Below are 23,768 nucleotides of genomic sequence, written 5' to 3'. Positions count from 1 at the left end.
ACTTCATGAATTGCTTCGAAGGCACACTGACCGACCCCGTATTTGCAGGCGTAGCGGGTTTCGTTTTTCTTGCGGCCATCAATTTGATTTGGGTTTTAAGAACCCAAAAATTTAATGGAGTGCACTTTTACGCTCTGACATTTGTCGGTGGGATGTGGGCTTTGCTCACAGTCGGTTTTGAAGCCGCTTCTTCCTCTGCGGTTTGCAAATTGCAATGGGCGACACTGGCCTGGTTTGGGTATGGGCTGTTGTCGGTTGCGTGGACTTTATTTGTTATGTCATTTGTTGGCAGCAAGATGATGATCGATAAGTTGTGGCCGCGCGTCGCGCTTGTTTTGGTTCCTCTGGCCGCGGTTGTTTTTGTCGCGACGAACCATCTGCATCACCTTGTCTATTCGGATGTGTTGCCGGTCACGGGCACTATAGATCAGAACACCTATATCCACGGGCCGGGGTTCTATCTCCTTCTTGCCGTTCTCTATGCATTTGTCGCATGCGGTCTGGTCTGTCTGGTGAAGGCGTTCTTGCGTGCAAAGCGTAGCGCATATCCATTGTTGATCATGTTGACGATCACGACTTTGATGCCAGTGTTGGCGAATGCGGCCTATGTCGGGCTGGGGTTCACGGTCCTCGGGCAGGACCCTACCAGCTTTATGTTCATACTCGGCATTGTCGCGTTTTCGTGGCTGCTCGCCACAAACAAGACAATCGATATGACCTCGGTCGGGAAATCCGTGCTGTTCGATACGATGAGTGAGCCGATTGTGCTGGTCGACCGGCGACGGCAGGTCGTTCTGACCAATACTGCGGCGCGGACGAGGGGGCTGGACAAAGGGCAAAGCGCCACACTGAACGCGTTCCTGCAAAAACTGGGCCGATCTGAGCCTTGTGAATGCGGTGACTATATTAAAATCGGCGAGCGGGATTATGAACCGCGGGTCCAGGGCATCACCAACCCACTTTGTCCGGATGGAGACGCTCTGGGGTGGAGTGTGACATTCGTCGATGTCACCGAGCGCATTGCCATGAACGAATCTTTGCAGGCCGCTCTTAAAAAGGCGGACGATGCCATGCGCACAAAGGATGATTTCGTGTCGGTGGTGAGCCATGAGATGCGGACACCGTTGACCTCGCTCAAGGGCGCGCTTTCACTGGCGCTCAGTGGCCATTTGGGCGAGCTGGATGGGCGCATGCATTCCGTGATCGACCTCGCGCACCGGAACGGAATCCGTCTGTCACGCCTGATTGATCAAATCCTTCTGGCGCAAAAAATGGACCTCGATGCGTTGAAGCTTGAACATGTCACGGTCGAGTTGGGACAGCTTCTGGAAGACAGCCTCGTCGAAAACAGATCATTCGCATCGGAACAATCCGTCACTCTCGTCAGCACGCCGACTGAACCTGCCTATATAGAAGGCGATGCGTTTGCGATCCGCCAGATCATCGACAACCTTGTGTCGAATGCCATCAAGTTTTCCGGCAAGGACAGTGTCGTCGAGGGGAAAATCGAGGTCTGGCAAGGGCGCGTGCGCTTGTCCATTCAGGATATGGGGCAAGGTATCCCCGAGGGTATGGAAGATAAAGTTTTCGGACGTTTCGAGCAGATTCCCAATAGCAGCCAACACGCCACGCAAGGATCGGGGCTTGGGATGCATATTTCGCGCAATCTGGCGCGGAAGATGCAGGGCGATATTTTCTATGAGAGCCAGGTCGGTGTCGGTACGACATTCTATGTCGAGTTCCCGCTATCGTTGCAGGTTGAACAGCGGCTGGCCGAATCCGGTGAACGCTTGGCGTCAGCAAGGGGATGACACGACGGCCTGAACACAGACCGCATTGTTTTCCCTCAGCTATACGCAGCTTGAAATCGACGCCATCGGTCCTGACATAGATACTGCGCAGGGCGGGTTCTCCGATGTTGAGCGGCTGTCGATCTTCTGGCTTCGCTACGACACCGCCGCCCGCCACAACGCGAATGAGCATGTCTTCTCGAACGGTCCAAGGCCGCCATTCATGCAACGCGCAGAGAAGGTGCGATGTAAATCCCAAACATACCCTGTGTCGCATGACTCTATGGCCGAAATATCAGACGCTCGCTCAGGAACTTGGACGGTAAGCACTGGCAGCGATCAGGTGATGCCGCCAGTGCTTCGTTAGGAAAGGGGCTTAGAGTTCGGCGACGTATTTTACGCGCATATACTCCTCGAGCCCTTCGAGGCCGCTCTCCGATCCGTCACCGGATTCATTGACGCCGCCAAATGGCGTTTCCGGGGTCGAAATGCCCATGAAGTTGACGCCGACCATGCCGGCTTCGAGCTCTTCTTCGGTTTTGCGGGCGAGGGCGCCGTCCTGAGTGAAGACAAAGGACGCAAGACCGTAGGGAAGGGAGTTCGCGCGCTCCATCAGGGAGTCGAAATCCGAGAACGAGGTGAAGGGCGCGATCGGGCCAAAGGGTTCTTCCGACATGATCCGTGCGGTGTCTGGAACGTCACGCAGGACGGTCGGCGCGTAGAAATAGCCTTTGTTCGCGATCCGTGCGCCACCCGTCAGAAGAGTTGCACCCTTTTCGACGGCGTCGGCAACCAGCCCGTCCATCACATCGAGACGGCGCTCTGCGATCATCGGCCCCATTTGCGTACCTTCATCGACGCCCGCGCCGATCTTGATCTTCTTCACACGCTCCACAAACCCATTTAGCGCATGCTCATAAATCTTTTCATGGACGTAGAAGCGGGTCGGGGACGTACAGACCTGACCGGCGTTGCGGAATTTAAACGCCGCGAGAAGGTCGAGAGTCTTTTCGAGGTCTGCGTCTTCATGAATGATGACCGGCGCGTGGCCGCCAAGCTCCATGAGGCAGCGTTTGAGCGTGTCGGCGGACTGTTTTTGCAGCAGTTTTCCGACGGCCGTGGAGCCGGTCAGGGTGACGGCCTTGGGGATCGGGGAGGCGATCAGGTGGCTCGAGACAAAGGCAGGATCGCCGAAGACGATGTTCAGAACACCATCCGGCAGGCCCGCTTCCTGAAAACAACGGCCGAAGGCGACGGCCGTGCCGGGGGTCTCTTCGGCGGGTTTGATGATGATCGAACATCCAGCCGCAAGAGCGCCACCGAGTTTGCGGATCACGTTCGATGCGGGGAAATTCCACGCCGTGAAGGCGGCGACGGGGCCGATTGGCTCTTTGAACACCATCTGGCGAACGCCCGGCGTGCGCGACGGGATAATCCGGCCGTAGGCGCGTTTGCCCTCTTCGGCATAGAAACGGAGGGCTTCGGCAGAGAAGGCGATCTCGCCTGCGGCCTCGCCGAGGGGCTTGCCGTTTTCTAAGGTCAGGATCTTTGCGATCTCGTCTTTGCGCGCGTCGATCAGTTCCGCCGCTTTCGCAAGAATATTGTAGCGTTCGATCGCGGTCTTCTTTTTCCAGACCTTGAAACCTTTCGCTGCGGCAGCGAGCGCTTCGTCCAGATCGGCAGCCGAGGCATGGGGCACCGCTGCGAGCACCTCTTCGGTTGCTGGATCGAGAAGCGATTCGGATTTTCCTTCGCTCCCCTGACGCCATTTCCCGTCGATCAAGAGTTCGATCTTTTCGTTATACATAACGGTCTCCTGTTGAGTGCTGTGCATTGTATGCATTGGTCATTTATGACCTATGGTGGTTTCGGATGCTGTCGTGACCGCCGTTGAAAACTGCGGAAAACGACGGAAATCCATTCAAGACTATTGCATTGTATACAGAGCACAGTATGGTGTCCACATGAACAACAGAAAAATACATAACCTCTCTGCGGGAATCTCCGACAACCTCGCTTCGGTGTTGGAAGAGGAAATCGTGACCCTCGGTTTGGCGCCAGAAGCGCGGCTGACCGAGGAAGAAATCGCGGAGAAATATGGTGTCAGCCGCTCCCCGGTGCGCGACGCACTGCGGACTTTGGAGCGTGAAGGGCTGGTCGTAAGACAGGCACGCAAGGGGATTTGGGTCGCCCCGATGTCTCTGCGCGATTTCGATGAAGTCTATACCTGCCGCATTGCGCTTGAGGCACTTGCCTCTGAAGCGGCTGCGCGGTCCGGGAACTCTGAGTTGAAAAAAGAGCTTGGCGAAGCGCTTGAGGCGATGCGGCATGCCAGTGAAATTGGCGATGCGCATTCCTTCTTCACCGCTGACGTGCGCGGCTCCGAGCTGATTTACGACCTCGCGGACAATCAGACGCTCCGTCGCTTGTTGCAGGGTCTCGAAAAACAGGCCCTTCGATACCGCTTTTATCTCTACAAGGTCGCGCCGGACCTCGTGCGTCTTTCCTTCGACGAAACCGGTGAAATCTTTGCGGCCATCAGCGAGTCCCGTGCGGAAGACGCCAAGGAAATGTCTTCTGCCCTGATCGAGAAAATCTGGCAGGCAGCCCGGGACATCGTCAAACAGGAATTCGGGAAAGGTGTATAATGACAACGTTTGAGGGTGCCTATTCCTATATCGACAGCCACACGGCAGGGCACCCGACTCGCGTCATCCTGAGTGGTGTCCCCGCCTTGAATGGGGATACCGTGAAGGAAATGCGGATGGATTTCGAACGCCGTTTCGATCATCTGCGCACCGCGCTCCTGCACGAACCGCGTGGCCACGCCGCAATGGTTGGCCTGATCCCAGTCCCCTCGAAAGTGGCCGATTTCGGAGCGATTTTCATCTCCTCCTATGTCTATCTCGGCATGTGCGGGCACGGCACAATCGGCTATGCAAAGACTCTCGCTCATACCGGGGCGATCAGCCGGGAGACGGGGAATCACTTCACGCTTGAAACGCCCGCTGGCGTGGTCACTGTTCATTTGAACTGGCGCGATGACGGAAAGCTCGAAAATGTCTCCCTTCGAAACGTGCCCGCCGTCATGGGGTATCAGGGCCTCACAGTGAATGTGCCCGGCGTCGGCGAGGTTACCACAGACATTCTCTATAGCGGAATGTGGTATGCGATGGTCGATGCGCGCCAGGCGGGGCTTACGCTCGATCCCGATCATGCCTCAAAGGCGCTCGACATCGGTTGGCGGATCAAGACGGCGATTGCCGCGGCGACCAAAGACGACCCGCTCATGGCGGGCGATCCGGCACCTTCGGTCTTGTTCTACGAGGAGCACGCCCGTGACCGCGCCCGGCATTTTCTCGTCCTTGCGCCGAACAAATACGATCGCTCTCCGTGTGGAACGGGAACCTGCGCACGGATGGCGCAACTGCTCATCCGCGGACAGCTGACATCAGACGAAACCTATCACGCCGAGAACATTTTTGGCGTCGAATTTATGGCCAATCTCCATGCCAAGACCACCGAAGAGGGTCGAGATGGCTATGAAGTTGTGATCCTGGGAAGTGCATACATCACCTCCCAGGGCACACTTTTCCTCGAGAAGGATGATCCCCTCACTCGAGGTTTCCTCAGCCAGTGACCGATCGGTCCTCTGGCAAACAGAAGCAAAGTAAGCACAGGGAAAGTAACACTTATGTCTATGATTGGAAACATCCTGCGAGCTGCCGCACTCGGTGTCGGTTTGATGGGCGCCACGCAAGGCGCCGTCGCACAAGAAGACCCCTCCGCCGTTCTCAATGAAATCCGCTCCTCGGGCGAGCTGAAAATCCCCGTCATGGTCGGTGAAGAACCGGGCTACATCAAAGATCCTGCGACCGGAAAATGGAGCGGTTTCTATGTCGACTTCCTTCAGGATGTCGCCGATGCGCTCGGTGTCGAACTGACCACCGTCGAAACCACCTGGGGCAACCTTGCCGCTGACTTTCAGTCCAACAAGATCGACGTCGCCATCGGTGTGAACCCGAACCCGAGCCGTGGTCTCGTTGTGGACTACCTCTGGGAGCCGCTCTTCACCGACGCATGGGCCATGCTGACCCCTGAAGGCGCACCGATCGCAACTTGGGCAGAACTGAACACGCCGGAAAAAACCGTCGTCGTCCAGAAAGGGTCCACCATGCAGATCGTTGCCGAAGCCCTCCTGCCGAAAGCAACCATCACCGTCGTCGAAGACCGCAACCTTGCGATCATGGAGCTTCAGGCGAAACGCGCTGACGGTATCCTGCTCTCTGTCTTCGACGCTCTGCAGATTTCCGAAATGGCTGTTGGCGACGTGTCCGTTCCGGAGCCGATGCTCCGCAACCCGGCAACCCTCGCTGTTGCACGCAAATCCGGCAACGCCGGGTTCATCAACTTCCTGACCAACTGGGTGCAACAACAACGCTCCCTCGGTCTGGCACAAGGCCGTCTTCAGAAGTCCTGGGAAGACCGTGGGATCGACCTCTCCATCCTGCCGTCCAACTTCAGCTTCTGATTTGAACGCCTGACGCCGCTTTCCGGTCGGCCTTTCTCCCCTTGTGGTCGACCGGTTTTTACTTCGCAACCAAGAATTGCCGCCAAACGGCATTCCGGAGACGCACATGTTCGACTACTCGGTCATCATACAGAACTGGCCACTGTTCTGGAAAGGATTGCTGGTCACGCTCTTCTACTCTGCAATCTCGATTTCCGCGGGCCTCTTCATCGGACTGATCGTCGGTCTGATGCAATTGACCGGCTCCCGCCTTCTCAAAACCATCGGCCGTATCTACGTCGAGATTTTCCGCAATATTCCGCTCTTGGTGATCCTGCTTTGGATCTACTACGCCTTCCCGATCTTCGCCGGACTTTCGATCACCAAGTTCTGGGCGGGTTTCGCGGGCCTGAGCCTCTACGCTGCCGCCTTCTACGCCGAAATCCTCCGCGCTGGCGTACAGTCGATCGACCCCGGCCAGACCGATGCCACGACAGCCCTCGGCATGACCTATTCCCAGCGCATGCGTCGCGTGATCCTGCCGCAGGCCTTCCGCCGCATGATCCCACCGCTTGCCGGTCAGTCGATCATCCAGATCAAAAACACGACGCTCATGTCGATGATCACGGTGCCGGATATTCTCTATCAGGCGAGCTATGTGAGTTCCTTCACCTATCGGCCCATGGAGGTCTACACCTTTGTCGGCATCATGTTCCTCGTCCTCCTCGTGCCGCTCACCCTGTTGTCACGCAAACTCGAAAAAATCTCGGAGACCGTGAAATGAGCGCTGATATCAAAAAGAAAGAGCCCCTCCTGCAAATCGAAGCCTTGCATCTTCATTACGGGATCAAACCTGTGCTGCGCGGCATCGATCTCGATGTGATGCAAGGGGAGGTTGTCGTCCTCATCGGTGCCTCCGGGTCCGGCAAGACAAGCTTGCTTCGCTGCATCAATCTGCTGAACGCCCCGACAGGGGGACGGATCACGATTGCAGGTGAAGACATCTATAACTCCGGCGATGACGCAGGGGTCGCGCCGAGCATGGACACAGGGGCAAACACTGTCCCCATGCGTGAGGTAAACCGCATCCGGTCCCAGACGGGTATGGTGTTCCAGCAATTCAACCTCTTCCCGCATATGACGGCGCTCGAAAACGTCATGGAAGGTCCGGTCACCGTGAAACGTGCCGACCCGGAGAAGACCAAGGAAGAGGCGATGGCGCTTCTCGCCCAGATGGGCCTAGAGGGTCACGAACACAAATACCCGCGCCAACTCTCGGGCGGCCAGCAACAGCGTGTCGCCATCGCACGGGCATCGGCCATGCACCCGAAAGTCATGCTCTTCGATGAGCCGACATCGGCGCTTGATCCCGAATTGGTCGGCGAGGTGATGAAGGCCATGACGCAGCTTGCGAAGTCCGGCATGACCATGGTGATCGTGACCCACGAGCTTGGTTTTGCCTTCGAAATCGCGGATCGCGTCATATTTCTCGATCAGGGCTGCATCGCCCAAGACGGCCCGCCCAATGACGTTCTCCTGCATCCGACACATGAACGCCTGAAGAGCTTCGTCGGCCGCTTCCATGAAACCGCCAATCTGCTGAGACCTTTCCTCGAAAGCACCGGCTGACACGCGGTTCCAGATCACACGGAATGGCCAAGCTCACCTGGCCACTCCTCCCCACCGCGCTCGTATCCACGAGATCAAACGAACTCCCGCTAAAGGTGCGCCTTTTAGCGAAACCATTCTTACGACCTGACGACAGGCCAAGACGACGAGGTAAATCATGACGTATTCATTCAACCCAGACACGGTCACCGTCCCCTCCGGTCACCATATCGGGGGCAAATTTGTCGAGCTTCCGGGCGAAGAGATTGTCGTTCTGCGCCCGTCTGACGAAAAGCCGATGGGCGTGATCACCGACGGTGGGATCGCCTCTGTCGAAATGTCCGTCGCTGCCGCAAAGAAAGCGCTCGCGGAAACGGGTTGGGCGAGGATGGCTCCGCGCGAGCGCGCCAAAATCCTGTTCCGTTTTGCCGAGAAGATCGAAGAAAAGGCCGAATACCTCGGACGCCTGGAGGCCATGGGCTCCGCGCGTCTCGTCTCCGGCACGATCATCGGGGATGCGGTCCGCACCGCGGGCGTCGTGCGCTACTTTGCCGAGTTCTGCGACAAGATCGAAGGGACGGTGACGGCGACCCGTGAGAACACACTGAGCTACACCAGACGCGAACCTTACGGCATCGCAGGTGCCATCGTGCCGTGGAACTTCCCGATGATCACCGCGGCTTGGAAATTCGCCCCCGCGCTCGCCGCTGGCAACGCAGTCGTGATGAAAACCTCGGAGATCACGCCGCACAGCCTTTTGGCCCTCGCGGAATGCGCGGCAGAAGCCGGTCTTCCCGGCGGGTTGTTCAACGTGGTGAACGGCTACGGCCATACGACAGGCGCGGAGATCGTCCGCCACCCTGACATCGGCATCATTTCCTTCACCGGCTCGACCCAAACCGGAGAAGCGATCATGAAGCTCGCCGCAGAGTCGGGCATCAAACCGGTGATCCTCGAACTCGGCGGCAAGAGCCCGCAGATCGTCACAAAAAATTGCGGGGATCTGGATGCCGTCGCGACGCGTGTCGCCAACAATTTCATGGTGAATGGCGGTCAGGTCTGCACCCTTGCTTCGCGTCTGCTGATCGAGGACAGCATTGCGGATGAGTTGACTGAGAAAGTTCTCAAACGCACCGAAGACATCAAGGCAGGCCCGACCTGGGATGAAACGACGACCTTCGCTCCGATCATCTCTGCCAAGCAATTCGACCGCATCGACAGCATGGTGCAGGAAACCATCGCGCAAGGCGCAGAGGTTCTGACGGGGGCAGGGCGTCTCGACACGGTGAACGAAGGCAACTTCTACGCTCCGACGGTGCTCACGAATGTCTCCCGCGACAACATCGGCTTTCTGGGGGAGTTCTTTGGCCCGATCGTGAACCTGTCGCGCTTCGCCGATCTCGATGAGGCCATCGCAGAGGCCCAGCACCCTGTTTATGGCCTCGCCGCCTCCGTTCACACGCTCAACATGCAGGAGGCCATGCGCGTCGCAGACAAGGTCGAAGCCGGGATGGTTTTCGTCAACCAGCACGGGCGCGATCCGGAATTCACCTACACGGCTGGCGGCTTCAAAGCCTCCGGCTTCGGCAAAGACATGGGTCGCGCCGGGTTCGAAGCCTTCACCCGCGAAAAAGCGGTGTGGATCAATTACGCCTGAGGATAATGCGATGGAATATGATTATGTCATCGTAGGTGGTGGATCGGCGGGGGCCACATTGGCCGCGCGCCTGTCCGCAGACCGGCGCAAGACTGTGGCGCTTCTTGAGGCGGGTCCGGACACGCCGCCGGACGCCGTTCCCGAGATCATTGCCGACAGCTACCCGGGCCTGTCCTATTTCGACCCGAAGTATCATTGGTCTTCGTTGCGCGTTTTCGCACGCAATCCGCGCTCAAATAGCACCCCTGTACCGCCGACACGCCTCGAACAGGCGAAAGTCATGGGGGGTGGTTCCTCCATCAACGGTCAGTTCGCGGTGAGGGGACTCCCTGCCGACTATGACGAATGGGCCGAAAAGGGTGCGACCGGATGGGACTGGGAAGGGATGCTTCCCTATCTCAAAAAACTCGAACGCGATCAGGACTTTGATGGGCCGCTCCATAATACGGACGGTCCGATGCCGATCCGCCGCGTGTTTCCGAAGGATTGGGCGGGCTTCTCCAAGAGCGTTCTCGATGTCGTTTCAGAGGACATCCCCTACCGCGAAGATTACAACGCGTCCTTCGAGGACGGCGCCTTTCCGCTCCCGCTGGCCAACGAAAACGACCGCCGCGTGTCGACCGCTGTCGGCTATCTGACGAAGGAAGTCCGTGCGCGGGACAATTTCTCGATCTTCGCGAACACTCAGGTCGAGGCGCTGATCACAGAAGGCACCCGTATCACAGGCGTCCGCGCGCATTCCGAAGGTGCTGACCCTGTGATCTACAAGGCGAAGGAAGTGATCGTCTGCTCCGGGGCGCTGCACACACCTGCGATCCTCATGCGGGCTGGCATCGGTCCGGCTGCGGAGCTTAAACGCCACGGGATCAAGGTCATCGCGGATTTGCCCGGTGTCGGTGCGAACCTGATGGACCACCCGCATCTCGCCATCGGGGCGCATTTCAAAAAATCCGCGCGACTGAAGCCCCGCCAACGGCGCCACATCTTTCTCGGTGTGCGCTATTCCTCCGGATACGAGGGTTGTTCCCCCTCCGACATGTTGATGATGCCGGTGAACCGCGCGGGGTGGCATCCGCTCGGCAAAGCCATGGGGGCGCTCAATGTCTGTGTGAACAAGAGCTATTCGCGCGGCAGCGTCACGCTGAATTCAGCCGATTGGCGGGATGAGCCCTGCGTGAACCTGAATCTCGCAGGCGATGAGCGCGACCTGATGCGTCTCGTCGACGGGTTCGAGCGCATGTACCGGATCATGGAAGACCCGCGCGTCCGCAGCCACGTCAACACGTGGTTCCTCGCCGGATACACCGAAGAAGCGCGGTCTCTCTCGGTTCGCAAGCCATCGAACTACCTCAAAACCGGATCTGCCGCCTGGATGTTCGATTACCTTCCGATCTTCCGTGACACCTTGCTCAAGCACAAATTTGGCACTCAGGACCGGATGCATGCCATGATGAAAAACCGCGATCTCATCGTCGACTGGGCGCGCGAGGCCGTCTGGTCCGGCTGGCACGTCTCCTGTTCCTGCAAAATGGGCGGTGATGACGATCCGATGGCCGTGCTCGATCCGCAATGCCGTGTGCGCGGAGTTCAGGGCCTGCGCGTGGTCGATGCCTCCATCATGCCCTCTGTCATCGCAGCCAACACCAACATCACAACGATCGCAGCCGCAGAGAAAGCGGCCGATCTGATCCTTGCATCCTAATCCTCCATTCAAAGGAAACCAAACCATGCGCGAAAGCAAAACCAAAACCCTCTGGGCCAACGGTGAAGAAGTTCTCACCGGCTGGCTCGCGACCAACTCTTCGCTGATGGCCGAAATGATGGCGCAGCAGGATTTCGATGCCGTGACAATCGACATGCAGCACGGTGTGGCCGATTACTCCGACGCGCTCGCGATGCTTCAGGCGATTTCCACCACGGACAAAACGCCGATTGTGCGCGTGCCGTGGAATGATCCGGCGATCATCGGTCGTATGCTCGATGCCGGCGCTTACGGGATCATCTGCCCGATGGTGAACTCCGCCGAAGAGTGCAAAGCCTTTGTCGAAGCCTGCCGCTACTACCCGCAGGGCGGCCGTTCCGTCGGTCCGATCCGTGCCGGTCTCTATGGCGGTTCCGATTATTTCGCCAATGCCAATGACACGATCATCACCTTCGCCATGATCGAACATAAAGACGGCGTCGCCAATCTGGATGAAATCCTCGCCACTCCGGGTCTCGATGCCGTGTTCGTCGGGCCGTCCGATCTTGCTGTGTCGATGGGCCATACACCTGGGTTCGACCCGAAATGGCCGGATGTCGTCGAGGCGATCGAATATATCGCGGAGCGCTGCAAGGCACATGGCGTTGTGCCCGGGATTCACGTCGGTTCGGTCGAATACGGTCAGAAAATGCGGGAGATGGGCTATAAATTCCAAGCCTACCTGTCGGATTTCCGCATGACGCAAATGGCCTTTGGCAAAGCCATGCCCGCCTTCCGCGCAGGCAAACCGGACGCCACCGCTCCGTAATCCCGAACATCGGCATTCCACAGGCAAATCAGGGTCGAAAAATGACGTCTATCGCGACAGGCAAACACGCCATCGTTATTGGTGCGGGCATCATTGGTGTCTGCACCGCCAATGCCCTTTTGGACAAGGGGTTTACGGTTGATGTTTTCGACCCTGCCGAGCCGGGCTCTCCCGACCAGTGTTCCTACGGGAATGCGGGCGGGATTTGCCCCGGCTCCTGCCTGCCGAATGCCATGCCGGGCCTGATGAAAAACGTGCCTCAGTGGCTCCTCGATCCAGAGGGGCCGCTCTATATACGGCTGTCTTATCTTCCGCATGCTTTGCCTTGGCTCATGCGGTTTGTGCTGGCGGGGCGGAAGTCTCGGGTCGAAAAAATCTCTCAGGCGATGATCAACCTGCATCGGCTGAGTTTCGAAGCCTATGAACCCATGATGGCAGAGGCCGGATGTCCCGATCTTTTGCAAAAGCGCGGCCAGCTCTTTGTCTTCGAGCGCGAGAACGGCCCCGACGGCAGTGCCTATGGCATGGGCCTGCGCCGTTCGCATGGGGTCAAGGTCGAAACGCTCAATGCGGGCGAAATTCAGGATTTGGAACCGGCTCTGACCGACCGTTTCAAGAGTGCGATCTATCTGCCGGATCAGGGGCAAAGCCCGAACCCGGGCCGCCTTGTGGCCGAACTGGCGAAGCTCGCAACACGAAAAGGCGCGCGCTTTCATCGTGACCCCGTCAAAGGGTTTACCTACACCCTTGGCGATGCAACCGGCATCACCACGGCGTCGGGCGACTACACGGCGGATCGTATCGTGCTTGCGGCCGGTGCGTGGTCTGCGGATCTCGCGCGCCAACTGGGCGACCGTATCCCCTTTGAGACCGAACGCGGCTACCATGTGATGCTCCCACAGGCCGAGACGGGCCTGAAGGTTCAAACCATCTCGGCAGACCGCAAGTTTGTCGCCTCCCCAATGGAAGGCGGGCTTCGTCTCGCCGGAACCGTGGAATTCGCGGGCCTGAATGCGCCGCCGAATTACAAACGGGCAGACATCCTCGTCAAACAGGCGCAGGGCATGTTCAAACGCTTTGAAAAGAGCGAGGTTCATCGCTGGATGGGCCATCGCCCCGGGACGCCGGATTCCATCCCCGTCATCGACACTTCAAAACGCCACAAGCGTGTGATCTACGCCTTTGGGCACGGACATCAGGGTCTGATCGGCGGGGCCGTGACAGGCCGGATTGTTGCGGATATGGCCTCGGGCCTGCCTGCGCCAATTGATATGAGCCCCTTCCGCCTTGACCGTTTCGGTCTCAGAAACCTCTAAATACCCGACTGCACCTTTAGGATCGTTATGACTGATATGACCCGACCAACTCGCGTTCTCATTGCCGACCTGATCGGACTTGCCTTCGATGCGGACGGCCAGCCGGACCCATCCGAGGCGCGCGCCTATATCGAAGGGATCGAGGGCTGTTCGTTCCATTTTGGCCCCGCGCCGGAGACGCGCGAGGGGCGCGCCGATCCCGCTCGGGTCGAGTTCTATTATTGTCCGAACGTGTCGACGCGCGAGGAGCTTCTCTCGCTTTGTGCCGGCAACGCATATGACGCGCTGATCGCGGCGGCGACGTTCATTCCGACGGAATGCCAGTTCGATCTCGGCGGTGTGCGCATCGGGGCCGGGACCGGCAATATGGGGTCCGAAAGCTGGGGCGGCGGAAACGGGCTTGGTGGTGTGGCCCCTTTGATGAATACGCCCGGGATCAACAGTCGCGCGACGGCCCAGATGGTGTGGAAGGCGCTCATGACCGCGATCCCCGACCTGCCATTCGACACCCTCCACGACCGCGTCGCAAAGGGGACGTTCGACACCGGCCGCCACCTGCGCGATTTCCCGACCTCGAAACTCGAAGGCCAGAAACTCGCCGTCATCGGCTATGGCAATATCGGCCGCGAAGTCGCGAAGCTCGGCAAAGCGTTCAACATGGACGTTTCCATCTATGCCCGCCCGCGCCATAAGGCGTGGATCGAGACGGAGGGCTTTACCTATGCCGCGACGATTGAAGAGGCGGCGGCATCCGCGAATGCGCTCTCCGTCCACCTTGGCCTCGGTCCGATGGATACCGATCGTGGCGTGCCCGCCAATACCGGTTTGATCAATGCAAACGTCCTGTCCGTCATGGCCCCCGGCGCTGTACTGATCAACTTTGACCGTGGGGAACTTGTCGACGCAACGGCGCTCGGCGCGGCGCTCGCCTCCGGTCAAATCGGGCAGGCAATCATTGATGCCGATGTTTTCGTCTCCGAAGAGACCGGTGCCGTGACCGGCCCGATGGCTCCGTATCTCCCGCTGTTGGAAAAACACGAAGACAAACTCTGCCTTCTGCCGCACGCGGCCGCCGATACGGACCACCCGACCCGCGTCGCTGGTGCGAAACAGGCTGTCGATCAAATCCTGTCGGTTATACGGGAGCGTGTGGCTGTGAATGCTGTCGGAGATCTGCCGGATGGGTTCACTGGGCGATCCATAGTGCCTGCGGGTGTCGGAGCCATCCCTCTGGAGCGATTTGTTTCGATATTAGAGACATCAGGCGGTGAGGCGCTGAAAAGCCTTGTGTCTGATTTGCATACAAATCTTGAACGGTTTTCCGCGCTGGATGCAGAGACGGCAAGCGGCCTGATGGGCGACCTGAACAGACTGCGGTCTCTCATGAACGCGCTTGGCCTCGAGGGGCCGATGAAAACCTGAGGCGGTTCCTCCATGGATGGCAGCGGGGGGAGGGGTGCAGGGCGCATTTGAGGTGTCTTCATTCGTGGACAGGAAAAGCCGCGTCAAACGTCAGTGTCGGCATTTGTGTTCGGAGCCGCGGGAGACTATTCCCCTTTCAGTGCTTCCCGCGCCACCTCCGCCTTGAACTCGGGCGCATGTTACTGTCGTTTGACCTTGCCGATCTTCTTCTCGTCGAAGATCAGCAGACAACACATCGCAGCTTACGTCAGCGACCGAGTTTCGGGGGCTCGCGAAATGGCGTGCCCGATGGTTAGACGGCACCGAAGCGGACGATGGGTTTAATGGTTTTTCCCGATTTGCCGTCAGCCATGGCCTGGTCCAGATCGTCCATGTCGTAGAATTTGCAGAGCGTGTCGAAGGGGAATTTCCCGTCCAGATAGAGGTCGACCAGCTTCGAGATAAAGGCCTGCGCATCGTGACTCTCGCCCTCGATGATGCCTTTGACGCTCCGCCCCGTGAGCAGGAAAGTGGGGTTGATCGGCACTTCCAGTTTCGGGTCGACGCCCGCGAGCCAGCCGCAGGTGCCGCGCGGGGCGGTGGAGGCCAGGGCCTGTTGCATGACTGCGGGGACGCCGCTGGTGTCGAGCGCGCGCAGGACGCCGCCATCGGTGATGCCGTGGATGAACTCCAGCGCATCGCCGTTTTTCGGGTTGAAGGTATGGGTCGCCCCCAGCTCCTTGGCTAAGGCCAGACGTTCGTCGGAAATATCCACGGCGATGATGATCGGGGCTTTGGCCACATGGGCGGCCATGATGGCGCTCAGACCCACGGCCCCCGCGCCGAAGACGGCGAAGTCGGTTTTGTCTGTCACATCGAGGGCGTTGAAAACGGCTCCTGCGCCCGTCTGGATGCCGCAGGCCAGCGGGCCGAGCAGTTCAAGCGGCGCGTCTTTGCGGACTTTGACCACGTTACGGTCGTAGCAGAGCGCGTAGGTGGCGAGCGACGACTGGCCGAAAAAGCTGCCATGGACGGTTTTGTGGTCGGCATCCGTCAGAGTGGTGCTGCCATCGGGGCGGTCGCCGAGGAAGCAGCGTTCGACCGAGTGGTGGCAATAGGTATAGTCGTGGTCGTGGCAGGCGCGGCAGTCGTCGCAATAGTCGTAGGTCATGACCACATGATCGCCCACCTGCACTTTGGTGACATCCGCCCCCACGGCTTCGACGATGCCTGCGCCCTCGTGTCCCGGAACCATGGGGAGGCGCGCGGGGAGCACTTGGTTGATGGCGGAGAGGTCGGTGTGGCAGATGCCCGTGGCGACCACGCGGACGAGGATTTCATTGGCACGCGGGGCGTCGAGATCGAGGGTCTCGTAGGCGAGTTGTCCTGTTTGGCGTGCAACGGCGGCTTGAATTTTCACGACAGGTCTCCTGTTTTCGGATCATGGGTCAAGGGGATGAGATCCCGCCCGAGTTTCTTGCGCGCGACGCCCCAGATGCCTTTCGGGGCAAAGAGGACGATGAGGATGGTGATCGTCCCCAGCGTGATGAGGTAGAGGGTGCCGTAGTCTTGCAGCAATTCGCGCAGGATGAAGAAGACCAGCGTGCCGATGATCGGGCCTTCAAGGCTGCCGAGGCCTCCAATGACGACGATGAAGAGGATGTAGATCGTCCAATCGAGCATGGAGAAGGAGGCGATATGCGAGATACGACCTTTTTGCAGGGTGATCAGCCCGCCGATCAGTCCGATCATGGGCGCGGCGAGGATGAAACTTGCGGCGCGCACGAGGCGGGTGTTGACGCCAGCAACCGCTGCGCCTTCTTCGCTGTCACGCAGGGCGGCCAGACCGAGACCGATGCGCGAGCGCATGAGCGCCCAGATCAGCCCAAAGGTCAGGACGGCGACGATCAGAACGAAGGCATAGATCGTGGTGAGCCGTTCAGGCGCGCGCTGGCCGAGGCTGCGCAACAGGCTGGCGGGCAGGCTCGCCCCCGAGCCGCTGCCGAAGGCGGGCAGGCGCGAGGCGATAAGCATCAGGGTTTCGGCCACGACCCAGCTCCCGACCGCGAGATAGGCGGTGCGCAGACGGTAGAGCAGGGCATAGACCAGAATGCCGAAGACCAGTGTGACCCCCATGGCGGCGGGCAGGGCGATGGCCATATGCCAGCCTGCGAGCATGGCAAAACCGTAGAAAGCATAGGCCCCTATGCCAACGAAAGCGTGTTGGCCGATGACGACGACATTGCCGTAGCCTGCCACGAGGTTCCAAAGCATGGCGAGTGAGAGCATGGTCAGGGCTTGGGTCAGCAACACCAGCGTTGACGAGGAAAACAGGTAGGGCGCTGCGCAGAGGCAGGCCAGCCCCGCGACAAGGATGAGGCGACCGGAAAGGACGAGGGCAGGTTTCATGATGTTTCCTCAGGTTTTGGGGAACAGGCCCTGGGGGCGTGCGAGGAAGAGAATAAGGAAAACGATATGACCGCCGAGCACCTGATAGGCGCTGTCGATCATGCCGCCGAAGGTCTGGGCCAGCGCGATGATGACACCGCCGAGCAGAACGCCCCAGAAGCTGCCAAGCCCTGCGAGGACCACCACTTCGAAAGCGATCAACAGGCGGCTGCCGCCAGAGGAGGGGTCGAAATTGGTCCAGATCGACATCAACCCGCCGGAGACGGCTTCGGTGATGCCAACGAGGGCCATGGCGACAGTCATCAGCCCTGCGACCTTGAGACCGACAAGCTTGGCCGCTTCGGGCGCATCCGAAATGGCGCGGATCTTGGTGCCGAGGCTGGTGCGATAGAGCAGTTGCTCCAGTCCCGCGATCAAAAGGCAGGCGGTGATGAAGATGATCAGGGGCAGGACGCCGATGTTGATATTGCCGAAAAGGTGGATCGACGACAGTTCGATGCCGCCTGCGGTCACCTTGCGGGTATCGGCACCGTAAACGCCGAGCAGGCTGTTCTGGATGATCACCGAGAGGCCGAAGGTGATCAGGATGATCTGCAATTCGTTTTGTCCCGAGGCGCGCTGGAACAGGCCGAATTGCAACAGCCAGCCGATGCCCGCGCCGATGGGGATCAGCAGGGCAAAGGCCACGGGTGCGGGCAGGCCGAGCGTTTCGGTGAGGGTGAGCATCAGGAAGGACATGACGACGATCAGATCGCCATGGGCCACGTTGATGAATTTGAGCACGCCGACGGAAATGGCGAGGCCCAGGGCAAAAATGGCATAGAGGCCACCAAGCAGACAGGCCTGGATGATCTGGTCTAGGAGTCCCGACATGTTATTCTCCGAAATAGCTTGCTGCGATCTGGGCGCGGCTGAAATCCTGCGGGCGTCCCGCGAGCGACACGCGGCCTTCGAGCATGCAGATGAAGTGGTCGGCCATGGACAGGGAGCGGCTGATGTCCTGTTCGACCAGCACCATAGACAGCCCGTGGTCGCGGATGCGCGGGAGCACCGCGTAGATGTCGCCGATGATCTTGGGCGAGAGGCCGAGACTGATCTCGTCGAACAGCACCAGACGCGGGTTCATCATCAGGGCGCGCCCGATGGCGACCATCTGTTGTTGTCCGCCCGAAAGCTGGCGGGCGAGTTGCTTGCGCCGTTCCTTCAGGGCGGGGAAGATGTCGTAGACTTCCATGAGGCCGATGGGGCCTTTGCGTCCCGTGTAGGCGCCGATCTTGAGGTTTTCCTCGATCGTCAGATTGGGGAAGAGGCGGCGACCTTCGGGGACCAGTGCCACGCCCGAGGCGATGCGGTCCGGGGTGGGGATGTCAGAGATGTCCTGCCCGGCAAAGCGCATGGTGCCGGTGGCACGGGGAACCTGTCCGATGATGGCGCGGAGCGTGGAGCTTTTGCCCGCCCCGTTGGCGCCGATCAGCGAGAGGATTTCACCCTCCTGACAGGTCATGTCGATGCCGTGGACGGAATGGAAATGGCCGTAAAAGACGTTGAGGTCACGGATTTCGAGCAATGTGGTCATGCCTCTTCTTCAACCCCCAAATACAGGCTGCGCACCTCAGGGTTGGCCATGACCTCTTCGGGGGTGCCGTTGGCGATCAAGCCGCCATCGGCCAGCACCACCAGACGGGTCGCCACGCGGATCAGCGCGTGGACGATATGTTCGATCCAGACGATGGTGACGCCTTGCGCCTTGATGGTCTCCAGAATGTCGAGCAACTCGTGACATTCGCCATCGGTCAGCCCTCCGGCGATTTCATCGAGCAGCAGCAGCTCGGGTTTGCCCGCGAGCGCCTTGGCCAGTTCCAGACGTTTGAGGTCCAGAAGCGGCAGGTCACCCGCCAGCATCCGCGCCCTGTCGGAAAGGTGGCACAGCTCCAGGATCTCATTGACCCGTGGCCTTGCCGCGTGAATGCTCATGCCTCCCGCCTGCGTGGCACCGACCAGCACATTTTCGAACACCGAGAGGTGTCCGAAAGGGTGCGGCACCTGAAACGTGCGGCCGATGCCTCCGCGGACGCGGTTCCACGGGGAGGTTTTCGAGATGTCCTTGCCGTTCAGGTGGATGGAGCCTGCGGTCGGCTTCAGGTTTCCCGAAATCAGATTGAACAGGGTGCTTTTCCCGGCCCCGTTGGGGCCGAGAATGCCAAGAACCTCACCGCGGGCCACCGAGAAATCGACACCGTCAATCACTTTGATGGCACCGAAGTGCTTCTTAAGGTTTGTAACTGCGAGCATGGAAACCAGTCCTTGACGTTCAGCTATAGGGGATCGGGAAAGGCTCCCGAGCGACCGGAACGCTTGGGTGGTAAGTGTTTTCAACCACGGTCATGTCGTAGGGGAATTGGTAATCGTCGGGGGCTTTGATCCATTGCACCGCGACCAGACCGAGCTCGGCACTGTTCGGGACCGGACCGGTCGTGAAGTCGATCAGACCGCAGATGGTTTCCAGCTTGGTCGCGGCGAGCGCATCGCGGACGCTGTCTGGATCGTCGAGATCGGTGGCGCGACGCAGGGTGTCGACCAGCACTTCGAGCATGGCGTGACGCGACCCGACGCCCGCCATCCATTGCCGCCCCGTTTCCGCCTCGTAGCCCCGTGCGATCTCCATGGCGGTGGAGCCGTCGAGAGACGAGACATAGGGGAAGTCGGGGGTCCACCAGATCGGCACCGAAACGCCCACGGCCTTTTCGCCCAAGGGAGCAACCGAAGTGGGGTATTCCGCCGATTTGCCCGCGATCACGGCGGTCGGCTGGAAGCCTTGCTGGGCGCATTGCGTCCAGAACAGGGTGAAATCGGGCGGCGGCATGATGCCTTGGATGATATTCACGCCGCTGTCGCGGAATTTTGCGATCTGGGTGGAATAGCTTGAAGTGGGCAGGTCGAACCGGCCCGGATCGACGATGGTATAGCCGACGTCACCGAAGCTCTTGGTGAAAATCTCGGACATGACGACACCGTCTGCGTCATTGGGCCAGAGCCCGCCAACCGTGCCTTGCGGCGCGATCTTGTCCATGAAGGCGATCATGGATTTGGCATAGGTGTCGGCGCTGAAGAAGGCGCAATAGGTATAGTCGAAGCCCGTTTCCGGGTCGCCGTTGCGACCGAAGAACCAGGGCTGGATCGGCAGGTCGGAGGCGAGGCAGGGAACGCCGTTCAATTCGCATTGGTCCGAAGCTGGGTTGGCGTTTTCCGGGCCCGCGTAGCACAGGATCACGTCGACGCCCTCGGAGAGGATAAGATCCTGTGTCACTTCGGCGGCGCGGTTGGGGTTCGACTGGGTGTCGCGTTCGATGATTTCGAGCGGGTAGGTGACACCACCGTTTTCAATGACGCCGCCGGTCGCCGCCATGATGCGTGAGATCACATATTCGGTGGGTTCGGCAAAGGCCGCCATCGCGCCGGTTTGCGGCGAGACGACGCCGATTTTCAAAGTTCGGCCGGCTGCGAAAGCGGCGCGTGTGGTCAGTGTGCTGGTCGCAAGGCCAGCGATGGCGGACACGCCACCGAGCAGCGCAGCGCGCCGCGTGATCTTGATTGTCATAATATCCTCCCGAAGCGACCCATGTCTGGTTTGTGCGTGATAGAGTCGCAGTGAGGATTTTGGTAAAAATCCGCTTATGGGTCAATTGAAAATTAAAAAATTATCAAAATTCGATAAAATTAATAATATTCGAGGGGCGTGAGACCGTGTTCAATCCGTGGTGATAGACGTTTCTGCACCTGCTGCGAGAAGAACGGATTTGGACATGTCATCCATGAAGCCTTCGATGAGCCGGGCAGTGGCGGTCAGCGCGGCATAAATATCGGCGCGATATTTCTCGTAGGTTTCGTGTTGTTCTATGATGGCTGAAAGGGAGGCATTGATCCCTAATTCGCTGCTGCGAACGGGTGCGGCAATACCGATCAATCCCTTGTCGACATGGCCACGGGTTTCACAGATCCCGACCTTGCGGATTTGGACGAGCTCGGCATAGAGCGCTTTGGGGTCGATCTCAGTCCCGCTGTCATCCTTGGCGACCATCGACATGATCTGGCGCTTCGGCATGGTGGAAAGCACAGCTTTCGAAGTGGCGCCGCGCAACAGTGGCATCGGTCGCCCGAGTTCGTAACTGGTGGTGAAATAGGCGTCAGAGGCGCGTTCCTCGGCGACGCACATCACAGTTTTGCCGTAGAGGCGCGCAAGGATCGTGGTGGCGGGGCAGGGAATTTGTTGCAAAAGCGGGCGCAGGAATTTCTCGCCCGAAAGCACCAGAGGATCGGTCAGCCGGACCCGGCGGTAATAGTCGACGAACAGCGGCCCGAGCCGATAGCGGCTTTCAACGGTGCTTTCCAGAAGCTCTTCGGCGACCAATTCACGGATCAGTCGGTAGAGTGTGCTGGCCGATGTGTCGAGGGCTTCGGAAATCTCGGCAACAGTCCAGGCGGGTTTTGCCTGATCGAAGAGTGCGAGAATTCGGGTGTAGCGCGTGATTCCCATCATCGGTGATTTGGTCTCCCTGATTTTCTTGTTGGCGCGAGGTCCGCGGTTTCTATGTACCGCGAATACTGGCGGGCAAGTAACCCGAGATTCCCGCAAAACGGTATTTTTTTGATTTTTGGGTCTGTCGTGCGGCGCGACCTTCTGCGAGCAGAGGCCTTGTTTTCTTGGCGATTGCGTTGTCTTTCCCGACTTTGGGAAGATGTTTACCTATTTATTAAATTATCGAAAAATGATAAAAATAAAAAAAGTACTTGAAAAAAATACTACAAACAGAAAATAAAAAGGCAGCACAAACGGGAGGACATTATGTCGCACAATGCTGTTCAGGCGGGTGCCTATTTGCACCACGTCGCTTTTGAGAGCGCCGATCCGGAAGGTCTGGCCAACTTCTACGCTGCCAATATGGACATGGATGTCGAGAAAATTTCCGACACCGAATACCGTTGCACGGGGCCGCTGCGCCGTTTTGTGGCTGTGAAGGGCGAAGACAAAAAGCTGGCCTATGCGGGGCTGGCCTATCGCAACGCGGAAATCCTTGCCGCGCAACGCGCCACCGCGGAATCCAATGGCGTCGAGATCCTTGAAAACGTTTCGCCCTATTTCGAAGACGGCGCGTTTGCCGTGCGCGACAATGACGGCCACCTGATCTGTATGGGGGTCGCGAAAACGCGAACCACGGCCTATCTGCCCGAGCGGGACGGCATCCATGCACCGACCCAGCACCTGACCTTTGCCTCGCAGAACGTGGATGGTTTCAAGGAATTCTATGTCGACAAGCTCGGCTTTTTCCTGTCGGATCGCGTGTTGCATGAGAACGGTGATCTGGCCACGGTCTTTACGACGACCAACCACGAGCACCACACGATTGCCTGTTTCAAATCGGATCGCACGGGGGTGGATCACCATTCCTACGAAGCGGGCACTTTCGAGAACATCAAGAAATTCTGCGACCGCTTCGCCGCCAATGATGTGCTGCTGACTTGGGGGCCTGGTCGTCATGGTCCGGGCAACAACCTGTTCGTGTTCTACACCGATCCCGACGGCAACTGGATCGAAATTTCGGGCGAGCTGGAGAATATTTACGACCGCGAGGTGATCGATTGGCCGCAAGATCCGCGTACCTTGAACAAATGGGGCCGCGCAATTCTGCGTTCGTGATCGGGAGAAAATCATGAAACTCGTAAGCTTTACCCGTCTGGGCTCCTTTGGTGTGGGTGTTTTGGTCGATGGTGGGATCGTTGATCTCACGGGCAAACTCGGCGCGGCGTCTTCTGGGCTGAAAAGTCTGATCGCTGCCGATCTTTTGAGTGCCAGCGCCGATTATGTGCAGGGCCGTGCGCCCGATTTTGCTCTTTCGGATGTGGCGCTTTTGCCGGTCATTCCGGATGCGGAGAAAATCCTGTGTGTGGGGCTCAACTACGAAACCCACCGCGCCGAGACCAAGCGTCCTGACAATCAGCATCCCACCATGTTCACGCGCTATGCGGACAGCCAGATTGCCCACGGGCAGCCGATGCTGATCCCGCATGTTTCCGACCGTCTCGATTACGAGGGGGAAATGGCCGTGATTATTGGGCGCGGAGGGCGCTATATTCCCGAGGAAACCGCGCTTTCGCATGTCGCGGGCTATGCCTGCTATAACGACGGCACAGTGCGGGACTGGCAGCGCCATACGCATCAGTTCGGCCCTGGCAAGACCTTTCCTGCCACGGGTGGTTTCGGCCCCTATATGGTGACGGCTGACGAGGTGGGCGATTACACCAAACTGCCGATCCAGACGCGTCTGAACGGAGAGGTGATGCAGGATGCAACGCTTGCCGATCTGATTTTCCCGGTCGAGCGCTTGATCGCCTATATTTCCTCTTACACACCGCTGTCCGCAGGGGATGTGATCCTGACCGGAACGCCGGGCGGGGTGGGAGATCGTCGCGATCCGCCGCTTTATATGAAGGCGGGCGATGTGGTCGAAGTGGAAATCGGCATGCTGGGGACGTTGGTCAATCCGATTGCGGCTGAAAGCGCCATCTGAT

Annotated in this window: 21 protein-coding genes; 13 read left to right on the top strand and 8 right to left on the bottom strand. The window is 58.9% G+C overall.

The features are described 5' to 3' along the window. The first annotated feature begins 5 nt into the window (after nt 1–5). Entirely contained in the window at nt 6–1,811 is a 1,806-nt protein-coding gene (locus V1471_RS05565; protein ID WP_434287357.1) for a histidine kinase N-terminal 7TM domain-containing protein, read from the top strand. A 355-nt stretch (nt 1,812–2,166) separates the two neighbouring features. Here V1471_RS05565 and V1471_RS05560 read toward each other — a convergent pair whose 3' ends face one another. Further along, the gene (locus tag V1471_RS05560) at nt 2,167–3,597 is read right to left on the bottom strand and encodes an NAD-dependent succinate-semialdehyde dehydrogenase (protein WP_434287356.1); all 1,431 of its coding nucleotides are present in this window, start codon (nt 3,595–3,597) and stop codon (nt 2,167–2,169) included. A 73-nt stretch (nt 3,598–3,670) separates the two neighbouring features. Between V1471_RS05560 and V1471_RS05555 the strand changes: the two genes are divergently transcribed. The 10 genes from V1471_RS05555 (at nt 3,671) to V1471_RS05510 (ending at nt 14,813) form a co-directional block, all read left to right on the top strand. Beyond that, nucleotides 3,671–4,438: a GntR family transcriptional regulator gene (locus V1471_RS05555; protein ID WP_434287355.1), complete on the top strand. Its 768-nt coding sequence runs from the start codon at nt 3,671–3,673 to the stop codon at nt 4,436–4,438. Further along, nucleotides 4,438–5,430, top strand: coding sequence for a proline racemase family protein (locus tag V1471_RS05550; RefSeq protein ID WP_434287354.1), 993 nt, complete (start codon nt 4,438–4,440; stop codon nt 5,428–5,430). The genes V1471_RS05555 and V1471_RS05550 overlap by 1 nt, the downstream gene beginning before the upstream one ends. A gap of 54 nt (nt 5,431–5,484) precedes the next feature. Further along, nucleotides 5,485–6,321 carry a transporter substrate-binding domain-containing protein gene (locus tag V1471_RS05545; protein WP_434287353.1) on the top strand — a complete coding sequence of 279 codons (837 nt, stop codon included), beginning with the start codon at nt 5,485–5,487 and terminating at the stop codon, nt 6,319–6,321. Between the two features lie 106 nt (nt 6,322–6,427). Beyond that, nucleotides 6,428–7,084, top strand: coding sequence for an amino acid ABC transporter permease (locus V1471_RS05540; RefSeq protein ID WP_434287352.1), 657 nt, complete (start codon nt 6,428–6,430; stop codon nt 7,082–7,084). Then, nucleotides 7,081–7,929 carry an amino acid ABC transporter ATP-binding protein gene (locus V1471_RS05535; RefSeq protein WP_434287350.1) on the top strand — a complete coding sequence of 283 codons (849 nt, stop codon included), beginning with the start codon at nt 7,081–7,083 and terminating at the stop codon, nt 7,927–7,929. The genes V1471_RS05540 and V1471_RS05535 overlap by 4 nt, the downstream gene beginning before the upstream one ends. 157 nt (nt 7,930–8,086) lie before the next feature. Beyond that, on the top strand, nt 8,087–9,565 hold the full coding sequence (locus V1471_RS05530; protein ID WP_434287349.1) for an aldehyde dehydrogenase family protein: 1,479 nt from the start codon (nt 8,087–8,089) through the stop codon (nt 9,563–9,565). A gap of 10 nt (nt 9,566–9,575) precedes the next feature. Beyond that, nucleotides 9,576–11,267: a GMC family oxidoreductase gene (locus tag V1471_RS05525; RefSeq protein ID WP_434287348.1), complete on the top strand. Its 1,692-nt coding sequence runs from the start codon at nt 9,576–9,578 to the stop codon at nt 11,265–11,267. A gap of 25 nt (nt 11,268–11,292) precedes the next feature. Continuing rightward, complete coding sequence (locus V1471_RS05520; RefSeq protein ID WP_434287347.1) at nt 11,293–12,075, top strand: HpcH/HpaI aldolase family protein; 783 nt, start codon at nt 11,293–11,295, stop codon at nt 12,073–12,075. A gap of 41 nt (nt 12,076–12,116) precedes the next feature. Then, nucleotides 12,117–13,391, top strand: coding sequence for an NAD(P)/FAD-dependent oxidoreductase (locus tag V1471_RS05515; RefSeq protein ID WP_434287345.1), 1,275 nt, complete (start codon nt 12,117–12,119; stop codon nt 13,389–13,391). 27 nt (nt 13,392–13,418) lie between these two features. Beyond that, nucleotides 13,419–14,813: an NAD(P)-dependent oxidoreductase gene (locus V1471_RS05510; protein WP_434287344.1), complete on the top strand. Its 1,395-nt coding sequence runs from the start codon at nt 13,419–13,421 to the stop codon at nt 14,811–14,813. Between the two features lie 292 nt (nt 14,814–15,105). Here the strand turns inward: V1471_RS05510 and V1471_RS05505 are convergent, their stop codons facing one another. From V1471_RS05505 to V1471_RS05475, 7 genes are all read right to left on the bottom strand, one after another. Next, a complete protein-coding gene (locus V1471_RS05505; RefSeq protein ID WP_434287342.1) occupies nt 15,106–16,212 on the bottom strand; it encodes an NAD(P)-dependent alcohol dehydrogenase in 1,107 nt (368 codons plus the stop codon). After that, nucleotides 16,209–17,201 (bottom strand): branched-chain amino acid ABC transporter permease, encoded by a 993-nt coding sequence (locus V1471_RS05500; protein ID WP_434287341.1) that lies wholly within the window; start codon nt 17,199–17,201, stop codon nt 16,209–16,211. Before V1471_RS05500 ends, V1471_RS05505 begins: the two co-directional genes overlap by 4 nt. A 9-nt stretch (nt 17,202–17,210) precedes the next feature. Beyond that, nucleotides 17,211–18,074 (bottom strand): branched-chain amino acid ABC transporter permease, encoded by an 864-nt coding sequence (locus tag V1471_RS05495; protein WP_434287340.1) that lies wholly within the window; start codon nt 18,072–18,074, stop codon nt 17,211–17,213. A gap of 1 nt (nt 18,075) precedes the next feature. Continuing rightward, the gene (locus V1471_RS05490) at nt 18,076–18,777 is read right to left on the bottom strand and encodes an ABC transporter ATP-binding protein (RefSeq protein WP_434287339.1); all 702 of its coding nucleotides are present in this window, start codon (nt 18,775–18,777) and stop codon (nt 18,076–18,078) included. Continuing rightward, nucleotides 18,774–19,493, bottom strand: a complete 720-nt coding sequence (locus V1471_RS05485) for an ABC transporter ATP-binding protein (RefSeq protein WP_434287337.1) — start codon at nt 19,491–19,493, stop codon at nt 18,774–18,776. The genes V1471_RS05490 and V1471_RS05485 overlap by 4 nt, the downstream gene beginning before the upstream one ends. A 19-nt stretch (nt 19,494–19,512) precedes the next feature. Further along, nucleotides 19,513–20,799, bottom strand: coding sequence for an ABC transporter substrate-binding protein (locus V1471_RS05480; RefSeq protein ID WP_434287335.1), 1,287 nt, complete (start codon nt 20,797–20,799; stop codon nt 19,513–19,515). 150 nt (nt 20,800–20,949) lie between these two features. Beyond that, entirely contained in the window at nt 20,950–21,738 is a 789-nt protein-coding gene (locus tag V1471_RS05475; RefSeq protein WP_434287333.1) for an IclR family transcriptional regulator, read from the bottom strand. Nucleotides 21,739–22,044: 306 nt separating this feature from the next. On the opposite strand from V1471_RS05475, the gene V1471_RS05470 reads away from it, so the two are divergent. Then, complete coding sequence (locus tag V1471_RS05470) at nt 22,045–22,896, top strand: VOC family protein (protein ID WP_434287332.1); 852 nt, start codon at nt 22,045–22,047, stop codon at nt 22,894–22,896. Between the two features lie 13 nt (nt 22,897–22,909). Further along, the gene (locus tag V1471_RS05465) at nt 22,910–23,767 is read left to right on the top strand and encodes a fumarylacetoacetate hydrolase family protein (protein WP_434287331.1); all 858 of its coding nucleotides are present in this window, start codon (nt 22,910–22,912) and stop codon (nt 23,765–23,767) included. Nucleotide 23,768 lies beyond the last annotated feature (1 nt).

The sequence above is a fragment of the Celeribacter sp. SCSIO 80788 genome, assembly GCF_051054295.1.
Classification (GTDB): domain Bacteria; phylum Pseudomonadota; class Alphaproteobacteria; order Rhodobacterales; family Rhodobacteraceae; genus Celeribacter.
This window is presented reverse-complemented; position numbering and strand designations above follow the sequence as displayed.